22 protein-coding genes and 1 tRNA gene are annotated in these 18,718 nt (G+C 63.4%); 13 read left to right on the forward strand and 10 right to left on the reverse strand.

Annotated elements, in window-relative coordinates; translation table 11 throughout:
* Positions 1–11 precede the first annotated feature (11 nt).
* From ACGYLC_RS00210 to rpmE, 5 genes are all read left to right on the forward strand, one after another.
* A complete protein-coding gene (locus ACGYLC_RS00210) occupies positions 12–803 on the forward strand; it encodes a hypothetical protein (protein ID WP_394420950.1) in 792 nt (263 codons plus the stop codon).
* Complete coding sequence (gene trmD, locus ACGYLC_RS00215; RefSeq protein WP_394402524.1) at positions 800–1,588, forward strand: tRNA (guanosine(37)-N1)-methyltransferase TrmD; 789 nt, start codon at positions 800–802, stop codon at positions 1,586–1,588. The genes ACGYLC_RS00210 and trmD overlap by 4 nt, the downstream gene beginning before the upstream one ends.
* A gap of 69 nt (positions 1,589–1,657) precedes the next feature.
* The gene (locus ACGYLC_RS00220) at positions 1,658–1,819 is read left to right on the forward strand and encodes a DUF1328 family protein (RefSeq protein WP_082849512.1); all 162 of its coding nucleotides are present in this window, start codon (positions 1,658–1,660) and stop codon (positions 1,817–1,819) included.
* Between the two features lie 273 nt (positions 1,820–2,092).
* Positions 2,093–2,476 carry a 50S ribosomal protein L19 gene (gene rplS / locus ACGYLC_RS00225; protein WP_067262249.1) on the forward strand — a complete coding sequence of 128 codons (384 nt, stop codon included), beginning with the start codon at positions 2,093–2,095 and terminating at the stop codon, positions 2,474–2,476.
* An 11-nt stretch (positions 2,477–2,487) separates the two neighbouring features.
* The gene (gene rpmE, locus ACGYLC_RS00230; RefSeq protein WP_067262252.1) at positions 2,488–2,709 is read left to right on the forward strand and encodes a 50S ribosomal protein L31; all 222 of its coding nucleotides are present in this window, start codon (positions 2,488–2,490) and stop codon (positions 2,707–2,709) included.
* 186 nt (positions 2,710–2,895) lie between these two features.
* Here the strand turns inward: rpmE and ACGYLC_RS00235 are convergent, their stop codons facing one another.
* Positions 2,896–3,570 (reverse strand): hypothetical protein, encoded by a 675-nt coding sequence (locus tag ACGYLC_RS00235; RefSeq protein WP_394420951.1) that lies wholly within the window; start codon positions 3,568–3,570, stop codon positions 2,896–2,898.
* A gap of 235 nt (positions 3,571–3,805) precedes the next feature.
* On the opposite strand from ACGYLC_RS00235, the gene ACGYLC_RS00240 reads away from it, so the two are divergent.
* The gene (locus tag ACGYLC_RS00240) at positions 3,806–4,615 is read left to right on the forward strand and encodes a division plane positioning ATPase MipZ (RefSeq protein ID WP_271688345.1); all 810 of its coding nucleotides are present in this window, start codon (positions 3,806–3,808) and stop codon (positions 4,613–4,615) included.
* A gap of 2 nt (positions 4,616–4,617) precedes the next feature.
* Here the strand turns inward: ACGYLC_RS00240 and ACGYLC_RS00245 are convergent, their stop codons facing one another.
* Both ACGYLC_RS00245 and ACGYLC_RS00250 read right to left on the reverse strand, forming a co-directional pair.
* A complete protein-coding gene (locus ACGYLC_RS00245; RefSeq protein ID WP_394420953.1) occupies positions 4,618–5,502 on the reverse strand; it encodes a DMT family transporter in 885 nt (294 codons plus the stop codon).
* A 26-nt stretch (positions 5,503–5,528) separates the two neighbouring features.
* Positions 5,529–5,978: a MarR family winged helix-turn-helix transcriptional regulator gene (locus tag ACGYLC_RS00250; RefSeq protein WP_394402529.1), complete on the reverse strand. Its 450-nt coding sequence runs from the start codon at positions 5,976–5,978 to the stop codon at positions 5,529–5,531.
* A gap of 66 nt (positions 5,979–6,044) precedes the next feature.
* Here ACGYLC_RS00250 and hmgA point away from each other — a divergent pair, with 66 nt between their 5' ends.
* The 7 genes from hmgA to ACGYLC_RS00285 all read left to right on the forward strand — a co-directional run bounded on the left by hmgA (position 6,045) and on the right by ACGYLC_RS00285 (position 13,649).
* Positions 6,045–7,406: a homogentisate 1,2-dioxygenase gene (gene hmgA / locus ACGYLC_RS00255; protein ID WP_394420955.1), complete on the forward strand. Its 1,362-nt coding sequence runs from the start codon at positions 6,045–6,047 to the stop codon at positions 7,404–7,406.
* 20 nt (positions 7,407–7,426) lie between these two features.
* The gene (gene fahA, locus ACGYLC_RS00260; protein WP_394420957.1) at positions 7,427–8,680 is read left to right on the forward strand and encodes a fumarylacetoacetase; all 1,254 of its coding nucleotides are present in this window, start codon (positions 7,427–7,429) and stop codon (positions 8,678–8,680) included.
* A gap of 46 nt (positions 8,681–8,726) precedes the next feature.
* Positions 8,727–9,677: an MBL fold metallo-hydrolase gene (locus ACGYLC_RS00265; RefSeq protein ID WP_394420959.1), complete on the forward strand. Its 951-nt coding sequence runs from the start codon at positions 8,727–8,729 to the stop codon at positions 9,675–9,677.
* Positions 9,677–9,931 carry a hypothetical protein gene (locus tag ACGYLC_RS00270; protein ID WP_394420961.1) on the forward strand — a complete coding sequence of 85 codons (255 nt, stop codon included), beginning with the start codon at positions 9,677–9,679 and terminating at the stop codon, positions 9,929–9,931. Before ACGYLC_RS00265 ends, ACGYLC_RS00270 begins: the two co-directional genes overlap by 1 nt.
* 10 nt (positions 9,932–9,941) lie before the next feature.
* Complete coding sequence (locus tag ACGYLC_RS00275; RefSeq protein ID WP_394420963.1) at positions 9,942–11,549, forward strand: FAD-dependent oxidoreductase; 1,608 nt, start codon at positions 9,942–9,944, stop codon at positions 11,547–11,549.
* Positions 11,546–11,734: a DUF2783 domain-containing protein gene (locus ACGYLC_RS00280; RefSeq protein WP_394420965.1), complete on the forward strand. Its 189-nt coding sequence runs from the start codon at positions 11,546–11,548 to the stop codon at positions 11,732–11,734. The genes ACGYLC_RS00275 and ACGYLC_RS00280 overlap by 4 nt, the downstream gene beginning before the upstream one ends.
* A 235-nt stretch (positions 11,735–11,969) precedes the next feature.
* Positions 11,970–13,649 carry an ABC transporter substrate-binding protein gene (locus tag ACGYLC_RS00285; protein ID WP_394402540.1) on the forward strand — a complete coding sequence of 560 codons (1,680 nt, stop codon included), beginning with the start codon at positions 11,970–11,972 and terminating at the stop codon, positions 13,647–13,649.
* Positions 13,650–13,717: 68 nt separating this feature from the next.
* Here ACGYLC_RS00285 and ACGYLC_RS00290 read toward each other — a convergent pair whose 3' ends face one another.
* The 7 genes from ACGYLC_RS00290 to clpS all read right to left on the reverse strand — a co-directional run bounded on the left by ACGYLC_RS00290 (position 13,718) and on the right by clpS (position 18,572).
* Positions 13,718–14,653, reverse strand: a complete 936-nt coding sequence (locus ACGYLC_RS00290; RefSeq protein WP_394402542.1) for an acetamidase/formamidase family protein — start codon at positions 14,651–14,653, stop codon at positions 13,718–13,720.
* Positions 14,650–15,618 (reverse strand): Gfo/Idh/MocA family protein, encoded by a 969-nt coding sequence (locus ACGYLC_RS00295; protein ID WP_394420966.1) that lies wholly within the window; start codon positions 15,616–15,618, stop codon positions 14,650–14,652. The genes ACGYLC_RS00290 and ACGYLC_RS00295 overlap by 4 nt, the downstream gene beginning before the upstream one ends.
* A gap of 75 nt (positions 15,619–15,693) precedes the next feature.
* A complete protein-coding gene (locus tag ACGYLC_RS00300; RefSeq protein ID WP_067268618.1) occupies positions 15,694–16,125 on the reverse strand; it encodes a thioesterase family protein in 432 nt (143 codons plus the stop codon).
* Between the two features lie 141 nt (positions 16,126–16,266).
* Positions 16,267–16,343: transfer RNA gene (locus ACGYLC_RS00305), tRNA-Met, on the reverse strand.
* An 89-nt stretch (positions 16,344–16,432) separates the two neighbouring features.
* Positions 16,433–17,233, reverse strand: coding sequence for an SDR family NAD(P)-dependent oxidoreductase (locus tag ACGYLC_RS00310; RefSeq protein WP_394402545.1), 801 nt, complete (start codon positions 17,231–17,233; stop codon positions 16,433–16,435).
* Positions 17,234–17,252: 19 nt separating this feature from the next.
* Positions 17,253–18,245, reverse strand: a complete 993-nt coding sequence (locus ACGYLC_RS00315) for a class I SAM-dependent methyltransferase (protein WP_394420968.1) — start codon at positions 18,243–18,245, stop codon at positions 17,253–17,255.
* Between the two features lie 3 nt (positions 18,246–18,248).
* The gene (clpS, locus tag ACGYLC_RS00320; protein ID WP_394402596.1) at positions 18,249–18,572 is read right to left on the reverse strand and encodes an ATP-dependent Clp protease adapter ClpS; all 324 of its coding nucleotides are present in this window, start codon (positions 18,570–18,572) and stop codon (positions 18,249–18,251) included.
* Positions 18,573–18,718 lie beyond the last annotated feature (146 nt).

An 18,718-nucleotide genomic window follows, 5' to 3' on the forward strand; every position in this document is an offset into this window, starting at 1 on the left:
GGAGCCGGATGATGCCCCGCCGGATCATCCTGCATCCCGGCTTTCACAAGACCGGGACCAGTTCCGTTCAAGCCACCCTGCGCGCCAACCGCGCCCTGCTGAAACCCCATGTCGCCCTGCGCCTGCGCTGGCAGATGAAAGACCTGCTGCATGCCGCGCGCGGCTATTCCACATGGCGCGACCCGCTCACCTTGCTCAAGGCCGAGTACCGCTTCGACGCCCTTCTCGATGCCCTGCCCCGGATGCCGCGCCGGACGCTGGTCCTCTCGGCTGAGGAACTGGCGGGTCACATGCCCGGACGGGGCGAACTGGCCGATTACAGCGCCGCGCCCGACCTGCTGGAGACCTTTACCCGCAGCCTGCGCCGCCGTTTCCCCCGGGCCGAGATCGTGGTCTACCTCTCGACCCGCGATCCGGCGGATTGGATCGCTTCGGCCTATTGGGAGCATGTCAAAGCCTCCTCCATGACGCTGGACCTTGCCGAGTTCACATCCCGCTACGCCCCAGCGGCAGATTTGGATGCGGTGGCCGAAACGATGGCCCGCCGCCTGCCCTGCCCGGTGCATCACGCGCGGCTGGAGGCCTGCCGCGATCTGCCGCTTGGCCCCGCGACGCCACTTTTGGACCTCTGCGCATTGCCGCCTGAGGTCATGGCGCAGATAACCGTGCCCCCGCCCGAGAACCGGCGCTTGCCTGTAGACCTTTTGCAGGCTCTGCTTGACGCCAACCGCCAACACGCCGATGACCCCGAGGCGCGCCGCCGCGCCAAGACCGCCCTATTGCAACAGGCAGGAACCGCATGAAACCCACCCGCTCTCACGGACGTCAAAGCGCCCGGCCCAGCCTCACACCCCGCGCCCTGATGCAGGACACGCCCGATTACGCCGATGTCTGGCAGGCCCGGATCGTCACGCTGTTTCCCGATCTCTTCCCCGGTGTGCTGGGGGCGAGCCTGACCGGAAAAGCGCTGCACGAAGGGCGTTGGCAGTTGCACACCCATGACCTGCGCGATTTCGGCATCGGCAAGCACCGCAATGTCGATGACACCCCCGCAGGCGGCGGGGCGGGCATGGTCATGCGCGCCGATGTGGTCGGCCCGGCGCTGGCGCGCGCGCAAAGCCATGCCCACGGGCGCTGGCCGATCCTCTACATGTCGCCGCGCGGGCGGCGGTTCGATCAGGCCATGGCGCGCGATCTGGCAAGCTGCGCGGGGGTGACGATGCTCTGCGGGCGGTTCGAGGGCGTCGACGAGCGGGTGATCGAGCATTTCGGGATAACCGAGGTCAGTCTGGGCGATTTCGTCATGACGGGGGGCGAGTTGGCCGCCCAAGCGATGATCGACGCCACCGTGCGCCTGCTGCCCGGCGTGCTGGGCAATGCTGAGAGCATCGAAGAAGAAAGCCACGCCTCGGGCCTGCTGGAACATCCGCAATATACCCGCCCGGCCGAATGGCAAGGGCGCGAAATTCCGCCCGTGTTGATGTCGGGCAACCATGGCGAGATCGCGAAATGGCGGCAGGCGCAGGCCGAAGAGCTGACCCGCAAGCGCCGCCCCGACATGTGGGCCGCGTTCGAGAGCAAGGACTAAGCCCGCGCCCGGGTACGGAACCCGCCCCTGCGCGGCGCGTTGATCCTCCATATCGGAGGGAGAATCCAAATGCTTGAACTTATTCTTATTCTGTTGATCGTCGCCGCCGTTGCAGCGCTCTTGGGCTTTGGCCGCGTATCGGGCGCCGCGATGACCGGGGCGAAAGTGCTGATCGGCATCGTATTGGTGCTGTTCCTGCTCGTTGTCTTGGGCGTGATCGCGCTGGCCTGACGCGCCAGCGCACAGTGGTTTGAAACACTGAGGATCAAGGCGGCCACAGCCCCCCTTGATCCTACCGCTTTTGCCCCCTATACCCCGCGCATCCGGAATCGCTTTGGCGGCTCCGGTGATTTGCGTTTTACGCAGAAAACTAAGCAATGACGACGATACCTCCGGCGGGGGGCCATGATCGGAAACGATCCCGGCGCTGCCCGATAGAACCCGAAGCTCTGGGTCGCGACATAATTTCGTGGAATACCGCGAACATCATAGGAGAATGGTCAGATGAACCTGATCGCAGAGATCGAGGCGGAACAAGTCGCCGAACTGGGGAAAGAGATCCCTGACTTCCGTGCCGGTGATACCGTTCGTGTTGGCTTCAAAGTCACCGAAGGCACCCGCACCCGTGTGCAGAACTACGAAGGCGTCTGCATTTCGCGCAAGAATGGCCACGGCATCGCCGGGTCCTTCACCGTGCGCAAAATTTCCTTTGGCGAAGGCGTAGAGCGTGTGTTCCCGCTGCATTCGACCAACATCGACAGCATCACCGTCGTGCGCCGCGGCCGCGTCCGTCGTGCCAAGCTGTACTACCTGCGCAGCCGTCGCGGCAAATCCGCACGGATCGCCGAAAACGTCCACTACAAGCCGCTTTCCGGCGCGAACGCATAAAGGACTGGTCGATGAAAACCGATACACATCCCGAATACCACATCATCAACGTCAAGATGACCGACGGCACCGTTGTGGAAATGAAATCGACATGGGGCAAGGAAGGCGACCAGCTGTCGCTCGACATCGACCCCTCCGTGCACCCTGCCTGGACCGGCGGCACGGGCCGCATCATGGACACCGGCGGTCGCGTGTCGAAGTTCAAGAACAAATACGCAGGTCTGGGCTTCTAAGCCCTACCGACATTGCGAAACAAAGGCGCGGCCCCTTATGGGTCGCGCCTTTTGCGTTTGGGGGATGGGGCAGTGAATGGGGCCGAGACCGGGTGTGTGCGGCAAGCGCTGTGGAGGTATTTTTAAAAGGATGAAGTTAAGGGGGGAGGCGTGCCGCTGGAGGCCGGGGCGCATGGGGAGGCCGGGCTAGAGGCGGCGCTCTTGTAGGGCGGCTTGGGCGCCGTAGCCGTGCAGGTGGGACAGCACCGCGCCATAGGCGATCAGCAGATAGGCGAGCAGTTCCGTGCCTTCTTGGACGGTGGTTTTGATTTGCGGGTCATAGGCTGTGCCCATGACGGCCTCCCACAGGGCGCCGGTGCCGAAAATCCGTGAGAAGAAGAGCAGCAGCACCACGCCGATATAGACGAAAGTGGCGGAGCGGGTTTGCAGATGGTGCAGCATGGGCAGCAGCGTGGTGCCGCGGTTGCGCCATGCGATCAAGCTGCCCACCGCCAGTGTCACGAGGGCGGGGTAGATCCAGAACCCATGTTGGATACGGTCGAGTGCGGCGTCATATTCGCGCAGGAACATGCAAGCGAAGAGCGTGGCCGCCAGCGTCAGATACCCCCGCATGCCCACATGTTGATAAGCGCCCAACATGAAAATTGCAGCCGCGATGGCCAGCAGGGTGTTGTGCATATGTTCGGTCAGCGAGTCTTCGGTAACGCCATCGCCCAGAACGGCCGTATCGAGGTAGACCGTCACCGGCACCAGCGCCACCAGCAGGCAAACCAGCGCGAACTCCGCGATCACCATGGCCAGAGACGGCAGCACGCCACGGGCTGTTGTCGGCTTTGATCTGGTGGGGTGGTGATCTGGCATGAGGAAGGCCTTGCTTAAGCGGTTCTTTGGGGCGCATTGGCGCGCGGTAAGGCGCGGTGTTACAACCTGTCTTGGGCAGTGAAAATAGTGCAAATATCCGTGATGTCCAAAAGCGGCAGGGCTGCCACGGTCGGGCCGAACAAGCGGCCTCGCCACTTTCCAAAGGCGTGAACCCTACATATAGTGCGGCTCAACAATATCCTGCCTTGAAGGGCAGGCGCGAAGGGACAGCAGTATGGCGCATATTATCGTCGTCGGTAACGAAAAAGGCGGCGCGGGCAAATCGACCGTTTCCATGCATGTGGCGACGGCCTTGGCGCGGCTTGGCCATAAGGTCAGCGGGCTGGACCTCGACCTGCGGCAGCGGACCTTTGGGCGCTATATCGAAAACCGCCGGGCCTTCATGCGCGAGTCCGGCCTGACGCTGGCCAGTCCGACGCTGTGCGAATTGCCGGATGTGGAGGCCAGCAGCCTGCGCCCCGGCGAGAATATGTATGACCATCGCTTGAGCGCCGCCGTGGCCGCGCTGGAGCCGGACAATGATTTCATTCTGATCGACTGCCCCGGCTCGCACACGCGGCTCAGTCAGGTGGCCCATTCGCTGGCGGACACTTTGATCACGCCACTGAACGATAGTTTCATCGACTTTGATCTTTTGGCCCATATCGACGCCAATGGCGAAAAGATCACCGGCCCCTCCGTCTATTCCGAAATGGTTTGGAACGCGCGGCAGCTTAGGGCGCAGGCCGGGCTGTCAGCCATCGACTGGATCGTGGTACGCAACCGTTTGGGGGCGCAGCGCATGGTCAATAAGGAAAAGATGGAGCGCGCGATCAACAACCTCAGCAAGCGGATCGGCTTTCGCACCGCGCCGGGGTTCAATGAGCGGGTGATCTTTCGGGAGCTTTTCCCGCGCGGTCTGACCTTGCTGGACCTCAAGGATATCGGGGTAAAACAGCTCAATATCTCGAATATCGCCGCGCGGCAGGAGCTGCGTGAGTTGATCAAAGCGCTGGAGTTGCCGGGCGTCAGCCCCGACTTTTGATCCTAGTGGCGCGGCAGCGGCGGAACGACCCGGCGGCGGCGCGACAGGGCGACGAGGTTCGATAGGAATAGCGCGCCCACGACGATCGCCCCGCCGATCAGCGCATAGATGCCCGGGTCTTCGCCCAGCACCGCCCAGACCAGCAGCGGCGCCAGCACGGATTCCAACAGGACGAGGAGGCCTACTTCGGCGCTTGAGATATAGCGCGGGCCGAGCGCGATGAGCCCGGCGCTGGCGGCCATGAATGCCGCGTAGAGCAGCATCTGCGGCAGTTCTGCGGTGGGCATCTGCAGCGGCTGAGCCACGGGCAGCAACACCGCACCGGCCAGCAGATAGGCCAATGCCACCGCCGGCACCATCGACACCGCGCGCGCGTGGCGCGCCGCTGTCAGCGCCCCGGCGAAGATGGCCGAGATCGAAAGAGCCAGCAGATCGCCCGCGCGCGAGGCATTCTCGGTCTCGCCCGAGCCGAAGGCGATCACGGCCAATCCGGCAAGCACCGCCGCGATGGTAAAGAACATGCGTCGGCTGATCGGCTCGCCCAGAAAGACCCGGCTATAGATCGCGGCAAAGACCGGCAGCGAGGCAAGGATAAAGACCACATTCGCGACGGAGGTCAGGCGCACGGCCAGCACGAAGCCGACCCCGGCGCAGGCCACGCCGCCGATGTAGATGGCGCTCGCCCATCCGGCGCGGCGGAGGGCGCGGAAGGGGGCGGTGCCCTGGGCCAGCAGCAGGCCCGTGCCGATGGTTATGCCCACGAGGGTCACCTTCCAAAAGGCGAGCGTCAGCATCGGCGCGTCGATGACGCGCACGAAAAGCGCTTCGGGAACGATGCACATCACCCCGAGAAAGGTGAGCAGGAGGCCTTTGGTCTGATCTGTCATGCGCCATCGGTGGCGGTTTCCACGGGCTAAGTAAAGCCCCCCTGCCCCACATCCGACAGCTTGAGCAGCGCCCGCCGCAGCACCGCCGCCTCGGCAGGGTCGAGCGCATCCATCAGCGCGGCATTGTAGCGCTGTGCCACGGCGCGCAGATCGTCATAGGCCGCTTGGCCCTGCCGGGTCAGCGACAGATGCTCCACCCGCCGATCCTCTGGGTCGCGGCTGCGGGTCACGAAGCGCCGCTCGGTCAGGCGGTGCACGGCGCGGCTGATCTTGGTCTTATGCATCCGCGCGCGCTGGCCGATCTCGCTTGCCGTGAGTTGCCCATAGAGGCCGAGGTGGAACAAGACCCGCCATTCGGTGCGCAGCATGCCGTAGCGGCTTTTGTAGATCTGCTGAAACTCAAGCGATGACGCCTCTGCCGCTTGGTTCAGCAGGTAGGGCAGAAAATACTGAAGCTGAAACTCACCGTCCGCCATGCTGCGCCGCTTGTTAGTTACAAATCCAACTATTACGCTTGTAACAGATTCTGCAAGGGGGCACAGATGACCAGCCAGTCAAAGCCATCGACGATGACAACCGCGGCCACCACATCGGGCACGCATCCGGGCTATATGCCGGGTTTCGGCAATGATTTCGAAACCGAAGCCCTGCCCGGTGCCCTGCCGCAGGGCATGAACTCCCCGCAGAAATGCAACTACGGGCTCTATGGCGAGCAGCTTTCCGGCACGGCCTTTACCGCGCCCTCTCATCAGAACGAGCGGACGTGGTGTTACCGCATCCGGCCTTCGGTCAAACATTCCTCGCGCTTCACGCGGATCGACCTGCTCTATTGGAAGTCCGCGCCGCATGTGCCCGAGGATGTCACCAGCCTTGGCCAATACCGCTGGGATCCGGTGCCGCATAGCGACACGCCGCTCACGTGGCTCACCGGCATGCGCACGATGACCACGGCGGGGGATGTGAACACCCAAGTTGGCATGGCGAGCCATATCTATCTGGTGACCGAGAGCATGGTGGACAGCTATTTCTACTCTGCCGACAGCGAACTGCTGATCGTCCCGCAGGAGGGCAGCTTGCGCTTTTGCACCGAGTTGGGCGTCATGGACATCGCCCCGCAGGAGATCGCCATCATTCCGCGCGGGCTGGTCTACCGGGTCGAGGTGCTCGACGGCCCCGCGCGCGGCTTTGTCTGCGAGAACTACGGCCAGAAGTTCCACCTGCCCGCGCGTGGCCCGATCGGCGCAAACTGCATGGCGAACCGGCGCGATTTCAAGACCCCGGTGGCGGCTTTCGAGGACCGCGAGGTGCCCTCGACCGTCACCATCAAGTGGTGCGGCCAGTTCCACGAGACCCGGATCGGGCATTCGCCGCTCGACGTGGTGGCATGGCACGGCAACTACGCGCCGGTGAAATACGACCTCAACACCTATTGCCCCGTGGGCGCGGTGCTCTTTGACCACCCGGACCCGTCGATCTTTACCGTGCTGACCGCGCCCTCGGGCGTGGAGGGCACCGCCAATATCGACTTCGTGCTGTTCCGCGACCGCTGGATGGTGGCCGAGGATACCTTCCGCCCACCATGGTATCACAAGAACATCATGTCCGAGCTGATGGGCAATATCCACGGCCAGTATGACGCCAAGCCCAAGGGCTTCGTCCCCGGGGGCATGAGCCTGCACAACATGATGCTGCCGCATGGGCCGGACCGGAACGCTTTCGAGGGCGCGTCGAATGCCGAGTTGGCGCCCCATAAGCTCGACAACACGATGTCCTTCATGTTCGAGACACGCTTCCCGCAGCATCTCACCGAATTTGCCGCCCGCGAGGCACCGTTGCAGGACGATTACATCGATTGCTGGGAAAGCCTTGAGAAAAAGTTCGACGGCACCCCGGGCAAGAAGTGACCGCCCTCGAAAGGACCGCAATGACCCTGATGACCTCTTGGGTGGAAAGCGCCAATTCGGCCACCACCGATTTCCCGCTGAACAACCTGCCCTACGGCGTCTTTTCGACCAATCAGCTTGAGGCGCGCTGCGGCGTGGCCATCGGGGATATGATCCTCAACATGGCGGCGCTGGAGGAAGAGGGGCTCATCGCCCTCGCCGAAGAGCCGGTGTTCGATGTGCCCTATTGGAACGATGTGATGGACCTTGGCCCCACGGCTTGGGCCTCTTTGCGGTCCCGGCTGTTCGAATTGCTCAGCGCCGATGCGCCGGATCAAGCCGCCGTTGCCCCTCATCTGGTGCCGATGGAGGCCGCGCAGTTGCACATGCCGATGATGGTTTCCGAATATACGGATTTCTACGCGGGCAAGCATCACGCCACGAATGTCGGCACCATGTTTCGCGGGGCCGAGAACGCGCTGCCCCCGAATTGGCTGCACATCCCCATCGGCTATAATGGCCGCGCCTCCACCGTCGTCGTCTCGGGGACCGAGATCACGCGGCCCAATGGCCAGTTGAAAGCCCCCGAAGCCGAAGCGCCGCATTTCGGCCCCTGTCAAAAACTCGATATCGAGTTGGAGATGGGCGCGATCGTCGGCACCTCGACCGAGATGGGCCAGCCGATCCGCATCATTGAGGCGGATGAGATGATCTTTGGCTATGTCTTGCTGAACGACTGGTCGGCGCGGGACATTCAGGCGTGGGAATACCAACCGCTCGGCCCCTTTCAGGCGAAAGCCTTCGCCACCTCGATCTCCCCGTGGATCGTGACCCGTGACGCGTTGGAGCCCTTTCGCACCCCGACGCGCGCGCGGGAAAAAGACCTGCTGCCCTACCTGCGCGAGAGCAAACCCGGCCTTTATGACATCGAGCTTTCCGTGATGCTCCAGCCCGAGGGCGGCGAGGCCGAGGAAATCGCCCGCACCAACTACCGCGAGATGTATTACTCCGCCGCGCAGCAGTTGACGCATCATGCCTCTTCGGGCTGCGCGATGAACGCGGGCGATCTTTTGGGTTCCGGCACGATCTCCGGCCCCGAAAAATCGCAACGCGGGTCCCTCTTGGAACTGTCATGGGGCGGCAAGGAGCCGATCACCCTCGCAGACGGCAGCACCCGCAGCTTTGTCGAAGACGGCGACACGCTGACCCTCACCGGCCACGCACAGGGCGATGGCTATCGCGTGGGCTTTGGCAATTGCACCGGCAAGGTCCGCCCGGCACTCGACTTTTCCTGAACAGACCGCGCAACCGCGCCGGCGAAGCAAGACAGAAGGACAACATATGGCCAAGCAATTCGCATCCCAAGGCGACATGACCGAGAAAGAAATCTCCTTTACGCAGGTGGGTGAGGGTCTCTACGCCTTCACCGCCGAGGGCGATCCGAACTCCGGCGTGATCATTGGCGACGACAGCGTGATGATCATCGAAGCACAGGCGACACCGCGTCTGGCAAACAAGGTCATCGACTGCGTCCGCTCGGTCACCGACAAGCCGATCAGCCATCTGGTGCTGACCCATTACCACGCTGTGCGCGTGCTCGGGGCGTCTGCCTTCGGCGCCTCGCAGGTCATCATGTCCGAGAAGGCCCGCGCCATGGTCGCCGAACGCGGACAGGAGGATTGGGACAGTGAATTCGAGCGTTTTCCACGTCTTTTCGAAGGTCATGAGAGCATCCCCGGGCTGACCTGGCCCACCACCACCTTCAATGGGCGGATGAGCGTTTATCTCGGCAAGCGCCGGGTCGATATCATGCAGTTGGGTCGCGCCCATACGGCGGGTGACGCGGTGGTCTATGTGCCCGACCAAAACGTCATGTTCACCGGCGATATCGTCGAATACCACTCCGCCTGCTACTGCGGCGACGGGCATTTCCACGACTGGCCCGAGACGCTGGAACGCATCCGCGCCTTCGACCTCGACGCCATCGCGCCGGGCCGGGGCGACGCGCTGGTAGGGCGCGAGATGGTCAATGCCGCAATTGACAGCACCGCAGACTTCGTGCGCTCCACCTACCGCCCGGCGGCCCGCGTCGCCCTGCGCGGCGGCACCTTGAAAGAGGCATGGGACGCCGTGCGCGCCGAATGCGACCCCAAGTTCGGCGATTATGCCATCTACGAGCACTGCCTGCCCTTCAACGTCGCCCGCGCCTATGACGAGGCGCTGGACATCGACACGCCGCGCATCTGGACGGCGGCGCGCGACAAAGAGATGTGGGAGGCGCTGTCGGACTGATGTCCCTGCCCGCGCTTCTTCCTGCCCTGATCGTGCTGGCGCTGGCGCTTTGGTTCTATCTGGTCTTCGCGCTGGTGATGGAGCATCGCCGCCACGCGGCACGCCGCAGCGGGCAGCCCTACGCGGGCCTGCGCGACACGGCGCAGGTTTGGTCAAAGATGCTGCGCGCGCCCAAATACCGCGGTGCGCGCCGCCGGGTGGCGCTGGTGACGCTGGCCTTGCTGGCCCTGCTGCTCTTGCGCGCCTTTCTCTGAGGATACCGCCATGGCCTATGCCTACACCCCCTTCCCCTACAGCCCCCCGCCCGGCCTGACCGCGCCCGAGCCGCGGCACCCGGTTGTGATCGTAGGCGCTGGCCCTATCGGGCTGTCGATGGCAGTGGACTTGGCCCTGCGCGGGATCAAATCGGTCGTGCTGGATGACAACAATGTCGTCTCCCTCGGCTCGCGCGCGATCTGCTGGGCGAAACGGACGCTGGAGATTTTTGACAGGCTCGGCATCGGGGAGCGGATGTTGGAAAAGGGCGTGACATGGAAAGTGGGCCGCCAGTTTCACGGGGAACAGGAAGTCTATAACTTCGACCTGCTGCCCGAGCCCGGGCATAAATATCCGGCTTTCGTAAACCTTCAGCAATATTACGTCGAAGAGTATCTCATCGAACGCGCGCAAGAATTCCCCGACCTGATCGACCTGCGCTTTCTCAACAAGGTCACCGATCACAAGGGCCACGCGGATCATGTCGAGCTGACGGTCGAGACGCCGGATGGCCCCTACCAGCTGGAAACCGACTGGTACATCGCCTGCGACGGGGCAGGCTCGGCCACGCGCAGACGGATGAACCTGCCCTTCGAGGGGCAGACCTTTGACGAACATTTCCTCATTGCCGATGTGGAGATGGAGACCTCTCCCTTCGGCGACCATGACACGCCCGAGCGGTGGTTCTGGTTCGCCCCGCCCTTTCACAACGGACAATCCGCGCTGCTGCACAAACAGCCCGACAACATCTACCGCATCGACCTGCAACTGGGGCCAGAGACCGACCCAAAAGCCGAAGCGACCGAAGAGAAGGTCGTCCCCCGCCTGAAACAGATGCTGGGCGATGCGCCGTTCCGGCTGGATTGGATGAGCGTCTATAAGTTCCGCTGCGCGCGGCTGGAGAGGTTCGTGCATGATCGCGTTGTCTTTGTCGGTGACAGCGCCCATGTGGTCAGCCCCTTTGGCGCACGGGGCGGCAATGGTGGGGTGCAGGATGTCGACAACCTCGGCTGGAAACTGGCCGCTGTTGTGCAGGGCGATGCGCCGCCAAGCCTGATTGAGAGCTATGACATCGAACGCGGCCATGGCGCGGATGAGAACATGCGCAACTCCGCCCGCGCGACCAATTTTATGACCCCCAAATCCCCTATCGAGACCCTGTTTCGCAACGAGGTGCTGACCCTCGCAGCAAAGCATCCTTTCGCGCGCAAACTGATTAACTCAGGCCGGTTGTCGCAGCCCTGCACGCTGGCCCAAAGCCCGCTGCAAACTGCAGGCGACGCCCCCCTGCACCCCGGCAGCGCCCTGATTGACGCGCCGTTGGTCGGGCCTGCGGGGGATTGCTGGCTGTTGGATGCGGTTCAGGGCCGGTTCACCCTGCTCGCCGTGGGCGAGATCACCGCCCCCGACCTTCCCGGCCTTGCCCGGATTGGCATAGATCAATCCCATGACGCCTACCCCTGTTTTCAGGGCAAGGACGGCCACGCGCAAAGGCGCTATGGCAGCGGATTCCTCTATCTGCTGCGCCCCGATGGCCATGTTTGCGCCGTCTTCGACCGGCCCGACAGCGCCGCGATTGCCCGCGCCTTTGACCGTGCGAAAGGAGCCCCCGCATGATCCTCGAAGACAACCTCGGCGCCGAGGGCGACAGCGTCTATGCCACCCTCATGGCCGCCCACGAAGGGCTGAGCGCGGCGGAAAGCCACGCTCTCAACGCCCGGTTGGTTCTGATGCTGGCCAATGAACTCGGCGATCCCGCCCGGCTTGCGGCGCTTTTCAAAGCCGCGCGCGAACTGGCCTAACCCGCCAGCCTCAAAGCACTTTTCCCCCATACCCGCGCTTGCCGGGCCGCTTTCCTGCGCTAGCTTGCTGCTCAACTTCCCGCGACAGGCTTGACGCAACGCGCCTGATCGGCAGACTAAACACCCCGCGCCCACCTCAAGAGGCGACAAAAGCAGGTCAACTGCATCACCTGCCCCACCGTGAAAGGTGGGGATCCGCGATGGCCCGGCCAACGCACCAACGGAGAGGAAAATCATGGAATTTTTGACACGCACCGGAAAACCGCTGCCGCAATCCGTGCTGAGATCGGCCGAGAACGCCAAGAAAGACCCCGTCAGCAGACGCGAGTTTCTGGCGATTGCGAGCGCCTTCGGGGCCACGTCCGCCACCGCTTATGGGATGCTTGGCATGGCCGCGCCCGCCCGTGCGGCGGCCCATGCCAACCTTAAGGAAGGCGGCACCGTGCGGATGCAGATGGAGGTGCGTGCCCTGAAAGACCCGCGCACCTATGACTGGTCGCAAATCGCCAACTTCAGCCGCGGCTGGCTGGAATACCTCGCCATCTGGGAGAATGACGGCACCTTCACCCCCGGCCTGCTGGAAAGCTGGGAGATCAACGACGACGCCACCGAATACACGCTGAACGTCCGCAAGGGCGTGACATGGAACGACGGCACCGCCTTCACCGCGCAGGACGTGGCGCGCAACATCGAGGGCTGGTGCGACAAGTCGCTCGAAGGCAACTCCATGGCGGGCCGTTTCGCCACGCTGGTGGATGAGGAAAGCGGCAAGGCCATCGAAGGCGCGATCGAGGTGGTGGACGACCACACCGTGAAGCTCACGCTGCCCAAATCCGACATCACGCTGATCCCCGGCATGGCCGACTATCCCGCCGCGATCACGCCCGAGGGGTTCGACCCCGACACGATGCTGGAAAACCCCAAGGGCACCGGCCCCTACCTACCGGAATCGCTCGAAGTGGGTGTGAAAAGCGTGCTGGTCAAGAACCCCGATCACATATGGTGGGGCACGGAGGTCTTTGGTGGGCCGTACATTGATCGCTTGGAATATATCGACTACGGCACCGACCCTTCCGCATGGATCGCCGCGGCCGAGGCCGAAGAGGTCGATGCTTTCTACTCCATGGAGGGCGAATATATCGACGTGATGAGCACGCTTGACGGCTGGGTCGAGAATGAGATCGCCACGGCGGCGACCATCGTGATCCGCCCCAACCAATTGGCCGAAATCGACGGCATGAAACCCTACGAGGACAAGCGCGTGCGCAATGCGCTGCAACTGGCCGTCGACAATGCCGTGCTGCTGGAACTGGGCTACGCCGGGCGCGGGATCGTGGCCGAGAACCACCACGTCGGCCCGATGCATCCCGAATATGCCGAGATCGAACCGCCCAAGACCGACCCCGAAGCCGCCCGCGCGCTGATGGAAGAAGCCGGTATGGCGGATTACGAACACGAGCTTTTCTCGATCGACGATGCCTGGCGCAAGGACACGACCGATGCAGTGGCCGCGCAGCTGCGCGATGCGGGCATCAAGGTCAAACGCACCATCCTGCCCGGCTCGACCTTTTGGAACGACTGGGTGAAATACCCCTTCTCCTCGACCAACTGGAACGCGCGGCCTCTGGGCGTGCAGATCTGGGCGCTGGCCTACCGCTCGGGCGAGGCGTGGAACGAGTTTGGCTATGCCAACCCCGAGTTCGACGCCCTGCTGTCAGAGGCGTTGGCCACGGCGGATGTCGAAGCCCGTCGCGAGATCATGGCGAAGGGTGAGAAGATGCTGCAGGACGATGGTGTTACGATCCAGCCCTACTGGCGCTCGCTCTACAACCACACCCGCGAGGGGCTGGTGGGTGCCGCGCATCACATCGGTTTCGAATACCACCCGGCGCGGATGGCTTGGGCGGAAGAGTGATCTGCCGCTAAGTCGAGACGCGAAAGGGCCGCAGCGATGCGGCCCTTTTTCTCTGCGCGGCGGCGCAGTTACCCGCCAATCAACTCTTTCGCCATCATCATATGCACGCCCTTCTCGCGGTTCACCGTCTGGGTGATCCGCAGATCACCCGCCAGCGAACAGAGCACATAGGCATCCTCTCGGCTGATCCCCGCGCGTTCGGAGACAAGCGCGATCATGTCCCGCAGGGCCATCTCCGCGCAGCGGTCGAGGTCGGGGGCCATGCCCATGGTGATCACATGGCTCGGCGTCTCGGCCTGCGGATAGCTAAGTGTGCGGTCCTTCAAAACGGTCAAACGGAAGCGCCCCTGTAGCGCCGTCTCAATCGCCGTGACGCAGACCTCTCCATCGCCCTGCGCGCCATGCCCGTCCCCGCAGGAAAACAGCGCCCCTTCATTGAAGACCGGCAGGTAGAGCGTGCTGCCCGCCACCAGCTCCTTGTTGTCCAGATTGCCGCCATGTTTGCGCGGCTCGATGGTAGCGATCCGGCCCCATTCAGGCGGCGGGGCCACGGCCATCACGCCAAAGAACGGGGCCAAGGGCAGTTCCAGCCCCCAAGGCAGCCGGGCGACGCCCCGCTCTGCGTCGAGCGGGATGTTGCTGTGATAGGTCTCGGGGAAATCCTGCGGCAGCGTGCCCGCCAAGGGGCGGATGAAGTTATACCCCCAGTCCTGCCGCAGCGCGACATCGAGGATTTCGACCTTCAGCACATCGCCGGGCATCGCGCCTTCGACGGCGACCGGCCCGGTCAGGATATGGCCCGGCATCGGCGGCGGGCCTGCCTTGTGGATGTCGTAGAGTTCGGGCGGCACATGGAAGCCTTCGGGCGGCAGGCAATTGGGCGCGCCTGAGACGGTGTTGATAATCACCTCCTCGCCGCTTTGGATGGTCAGCGCAGGCGGGCGGCTGGCCTCGAAATAGCCCCAATGGCAGGTCTCGGGCGAAGACTGCAGCGTGGCGGTCATGACTGCGCCCCCCGGTTGGCCAAGATGCCTTCGATCAGTTCCTGCACCCGCAGCGCTTCCTCTGGCGTCGCCAGTCGGCTGGCCTTGCCCGCCATCAGCAGCGCCATGTCATCAAGCTGCGCCTTGAGGCTGGTGGCGCGGGTGTCGGCGGGGGCGTCGCTGGTCGGCGCGAAATCCTCCCCGGTCGAGACGGTGTCGATAGAGAATTCCGAGATGCGGCGGCTGGCTTTCGCGCCTTTCACCGTCACCTCCTGCCGGTCCGGCTGCGCGCCACCGACAGAGCCGAGGATCGAAACCGGCAAGCCCTCTGCATTGACCAAGCGCGCTGCCACATGGGTCTCGCAGAGCTTGTCGTCGGGGTATTCCGCATGGGCCCATTGCAAGGTCAGCGGCCCCAACACCCGCTCGCTTAGGAAGAGGAAATGCGAGATCACCTCGCGCGTCATGCCCCCCTCAGCGGCAAAGCGCAGCCAATCGGCATCGACCTGCCACGCGCGGGGCCAAGCCGGATAGGTCACGATGATGTCGATGCCGCAAAGATCACCGAGCGCGCCCTCACGGATCGACCGTGTGAGATCGGTCAGCGCCGCCCCCGCCGCTTGTGTGAAATTCACCGCCGCCGGAACGCCCGCGGCCTGCAACGCGGCCACCAAGGCGCGGCTCTCGGCGATGTCCACGCCTAGCGGCTTTTCGAGGAAAATCGCCTTGTCCGCCGCTGCGGCCTCAAGCGCATAGGCTTTGCGCGGCACGGGTGGGCAGGCGAGGTAAACGAGATCGACATCGGCCATCGACTCGGACGCCGTGGCAGAGACCACCGCCTCCGGCGCGACCTCTTGCGCGGCGGCGCAGGCCGCGGGGTCGGGATCCCACATGGTGGTGACCGTGAAGCCGGGGTGCAGCACCATGTTCTCGGCCATGCGCCGCCCCATGATCCCCAATCCGATTACCGCAGTCCTGATCGTCATCTTCGTCTCCCTCAATGTGCTGCGCGATAAGACGCTGCAATCGGGAGAACTTCAACTGCGCGCGGCGCAATTGCCTCAGGCGAGGTCGGCGCGGACCAAAGGTTTGATCACGCGGGCCAGTTCTTCGGGCGCGGATTGGCTTTTGAAAACATCCGCGATGGTGAAAACACAGGTGAAAGACCCTTCGAAACACAGCACCCCATTCTGCCGCGCCTTCATGCCGAAGGTGATGGATTTATTGCCAAGCCGTGTCGGATAGGTCTCGCACATCAGCTTGTGCCGCGGCGTGACCGGGCTGCGAAAATCCATCGACAGGTTGACGAAAGGCGTGCCGATATTGCGGTCGATCTGAAGTTGAAACCAACCGTCACCGTCGAAATGCGCCTCCCACCACGCGTTGATCGCATCCAGCGCGAAATAGGGCAGCCGCGCGGTATAGGCGATCTGCGCCGGGTCACAATCGCCCCAAGTGACATTGATCTCGTGAACGAAGTTTTCCGTGGTCATAACGCTGCTTTCATCTGCTCAAACCCGCCTGGGGCATGGGCAATCTTCTATCCCTTCCTGCCCGACGCGCAACCCAAGCGCGGAGCGCGCACAGCAAGGCGGACGCGGCATGTTCAACTGAAACAAGAAGAGGGGGGAGGATGGTGGCGTTACCTGGATTTGAACCAGGGACCTAACGATTATGAGTCGTTCGCTCTAACCAACTGAGCTATAACGCCGTGGCGCGTCGGATAAGGCAGCTTGGCATTGGGGTCAAGGGCGAAAACCGGATGATTTCACTTTTGCCCCAGAAAACTGCCGCCTGCCCTCAATGCGCGGGGGCCGAGACCACATCAAGCAGCGTGCGCCCGCCGTCGATGGTCATGATCTCACCCGTCATGAAGCCCGAACTTTCAGCGGCGAGGAATTGCACCGCCTCGCAAAGCTCATTCGGCCCGGCGATCCGACCAAGCGGCGTATGCGCGCGGATGTCGTCGCGCCAATCGCGGTTTTCGGCCACTGCAGCGCGGAGGGACGCGCTCATCACCGAGCCAAAGGAGATCGCATTCACCCGTATCCGGTGCTCTGCCAGCACCAGCGCCAGAGAGCGGGTCATCTGCTGCACCGCCGCCGAGGCGATGGCATAGCCCATCATATCCGGCTGGTGACGCTGTGCCGCGATGGAGCTGAGATTGATGATCGACCCCACCTGCCCCTCGGTCTGGCCTTCGGCCTGTTTGATCATCCGCCGCGCCACCTGCTGTGACAGTTGCAGCGCCGTCATCAGGTTCTGCTGCAACAACGTCTCGACCGAGCCATCCTCCACATCGAGCGGATCGGTCGGCATCACCTGCCGCGAGGCATTCACAAGGATATCGACCTGATCATAGGCGTCGATCGTGGCCGAGACGAGGTTGGCGATGGTCAACCGCTGGCGCAGATCACCGGCGAAAACGCGGATATTGCCGTCGTCCGGCGTGTCGCCCAGCTCTTCCATGAGCTTTTTCTCGTTGGAATCGGCGCACATGACATTGGCGCCCCGGTCGGCCAGATGCCGCGCGATGGCAAGGCCGATCCCGTCCGCCGCGCCGGTGATGATGGCTGTTTTACCAGAGATCGAGAATGACATCGGGATACCCCCTTAAGGCTCAGCGGCGCCGGGTCAGCGGGCGTGTGGCGTGGAACAGTTTGAACCGCGCATCGCCTCCAAGCTCGGCCACCTGAGCAAAGCGTTTTTTCAGTTCCGCCTCATAGGGCAGATGCCGGTTGGCCACCATCCACAGATCGCCCTGCCCCGAGAGGATCCGCGCGGCAGCGGCCACAAAGGCCTGACCGATCTGCGGCTCGGCAGCGCGGCCTGTGTGGAAGGGCGGGTTCATCACCACGGTATCCATCCGGTGCGGCGGCTGCCACTGGGTGGCATCCTCCCAATGGAACACGGCGCGATCGTCGGTGACGTTATGGCGCGCGCATTCCAGCGCCATATGCCCGGCCTCGACCAGATGCACCGTCTTCACCTTGGGCCGCGTCAGAACATGCGCCGAAAGGAAACCCCAGCCTGCCCCCAGATCGGCCACTTCGGCCCCGAGGTTGTCGGGCAGTACATCCACCAAGAGCGCCGAAGCCAGATCGACCCCATCGGCAGAGAACACCCCCGGCGCGGTCCAAAAGCCGCCGTCGGTCTGGGCAGGACCGGCCTCCCAATCAGCGAAAAAATCGCTCGCGCCGGCTTCGATCCAGTAAAGCTTGCCATGCGCCTTGGAGATCGGCCCCTGCACCGTCACCCGCGCCCGCATCTCGCGCAGAATGGAATCCGCGCCATCGGTCTTTTGCCCGTCGACCACCACCGGCCCGTCGCTCACGGCACAGGCCTGAGCGACCAAAGCGCGGGCCTCATGTTTGGCCCGCGGCAGACAGACGATGGCCGCGGCATAGCGCCCCTCGACCGAATGCGCCGCCTCATAGCCCCGCGCGGTCCATGCATCATAAGCAGGCTTGAAATCGTGAATGATCTTGCACCGCTCCGGCGGCAGACCGGCCAGATCCGCATCCACGGGGGGCTGAAACACAGCGATCGCCCCAGTTTCAGGCAGGTCCAGCCCACCGCCGTTCAGGGCCAGTTCCAGTCGCGGATCAATCACGTGTTATTCTTCTTTTTCCATGGTGCATTGCAGCGGATGCTGGTGACGCCGGGCGAAATCCATCACCTGCGCCACTTTCGTCTCCGCGATCTCGTGGCTGAAAACGCCAACCACGGCCAGCCCCTTCTTGTGAACCGTCAACATGATCTCGAACGCCTGCGCGTGGTTCAGACCAAAGAAACGTTCCAAGACATGCACCACGAATTCCATCGGGGTGAAGTCGTCGTTCAGCAGCATCACCTTGTAGAGCGGCGGGCGTTTTGTCTTGGGACGGGTCTTGGTCAACAGCTCGCTGTCGCCGTCATCCTTGGGGCCGTCCGCCATCATCCACGCGCCCGATGCGGACCGGCCTGCGGGCTGGATCGTCCAATCTGATTTCACGTCGTCACGGTGCATTGCTGCTCCTGCGGCTGGGGGTAGAGCTTGTTCGTCGTGCAGCCGTCTATATAACCCCTGAACCAATTTAGGAAAGA

Origin of the sequence: Sulfitobacter sp. 1A12157 (assembly GCF_043557345.1) — a bacterium.
Lineage (GTDB): Bacteria > Pseudomonadota > Alphaproteobacteria > Rhodobacterales > Rhodobacteraceae > Sulfitobacter.

What these genes read in the sequence shown, in the direction of transcription:
- ACGYLC_RS00270 (WP_394420961.1), top strand. Translation starts at nt 9,677, where the DNA reads ATGTCCCTGCCCGCGCTTCTTCCTGCCCTGATCGTGCTGGCGCTGGCG.
- clpS (WP_394402596.1), bottom strand. Translation starts at nt 18,572, where the DNA reads ATGATGGCGGACGGCCCCAAGGATGACGGCGACAGCGAGCTGTTGACC.
- ACGYLC_RS00300 (WP_067268618.1), bottom strand. Translation starts at nt 16,125, where the DNA reads ATGACCACGGAAAACTTCGTTCACGAGATCAATGTCACTTGGGGCGAT.
- ACGYLC_RS00310 (WP_394402545.1), bottom strand. Translation starts at nt 17,233, where the DNA reads ATGTCATTCTCGATCTCTGGTAAAACAGCCATCATCACCGGCGCGGCG.
- ACGYLC_RS00240 (WP_271688345.1), top strand. Translation starts at nt 3,806, where the DNA reads ATGGCGCATATTATCGTCGTCGGTAACGAAAAAGGCGGCGCGGGCAAA.
- ACGYLC_RS00285 (WP_394402540.1), top strand. Translation starts at nt 11,970, where the DNA reads ATGGAATTTTTGACACGCACCGGAAAACCGCTGCCGCAATCCGTGCTG.
- ACGYLC_RS00280 (WP_394420965.1), top strand. Translation starts at nt 11,546, where the DNA reads ATGATCCTCGAAGACAACCTCGGCGCCGAGGGCGACAGCGTCTATGCC.
- ACGYLC_RS00250 (WP_394402529.1), bottom strand. Translation starts at nt 5,978, where the DNA reads ATGGCGGACGGTGAGTTTCAGCTTCAGTATTTTCTGCCCTACCTGCTG.
- rpmE (WP_067262252.1), top strand. Translation starts at nt 2,488, where the DNA reads ATGAAAACCGATACACATCCCGAATACCACATCATCAACGTCAAGATG.
- ACGYLC_RS00290 (WP_394402542.1), bottom strand. Translation starts at nt 14,653, where the DNA reads ATGACCGCCACGCTGCAGTCTTCGCCCGAGACCTGCCATTGGGGCTAT.
- ACGYLC_RS00220 (WP_082849512.1), top strand. Translation starts at nt 1,658, where the DNA reads ATGCTTGAACTTATTCTTATTCTGTTGATCGTCGCCGCCGTTGCAGCG.
- rplS (WP_067262249.1), top strand. Translation starts at nt 2,093, where the DNA reads ATGAACCTGATCGCAGAGATCGAGGCGGAACAAGTCGCCGAACTGGGG.
- ACGYLC_RS00265 (WP_394420959.1), top strand. Translation starts at nt 8,727, where the DNA reads ATGGCCAAGCAATTCGCATCCCAAGGCGACATGACCGAGAAAGAAATC.
- ACGYLC_RS00210 (WP_394420950.1), top strand. Translation starts at nt 12, where the DNA reads ATGCCCCGCCGGATCATCCTGCATCCCGGCTTTCACAAGACCGGGACC.
- ACGYLC_RS00235 (WP_394420951.1), bottom strand. Translation starts at nt 3,570, where the DNA reads ATGCCAGATCACCACCCCACCAGATCAAAGCCGACAACAGCCCGTGGC.
- ACGYLC_RS00245 (WP_394420953.1), bottom strand. Translation starts at nt 5,502, where the DNA reads ATGACAGATCAGACCAAAGGCCTCCTGCTCACCTTTCTCGGGGTGATG.
- fahA (WP_394420957.1), top strand. Translation starts at nt 7,427, where the DNA reads ATGACCCTGATGACCTCTTGGGTGGAAAGCGCCAATTCGGCCACCACC.
- hmgA (WP_394420955.1), top strand. Translation starts at nt 6,045, where the DNA reads ATGACCAGCCAGTCAAAGCCATCGACGATGACAACCGCGGCCACCACA.
- ACGYLC_RS00275 (WP_394420963.1), top strand. Translation starts at nt 9,942, where the DNA reads ATGGCCTATGCCTACACCCCCTTCCCCTACAGCCCCCCGCCCGGCCTG.
- ACGYLC_RS00295 (WP_394420966.1), bottom strand. Translation starts at nt 15,618, where the DNA reads ATGACGATCAGGACTGCGGTAATCGGATTGGGGATCATGGGGCGGCGC.
- trmD (WP_394402524.1), top strand. Translation starts at nt 800, where the DNA reads ATGAAACCCACCCGCTCTCACGGACGTCAAAGCGCCCGGCCCAGCCTC.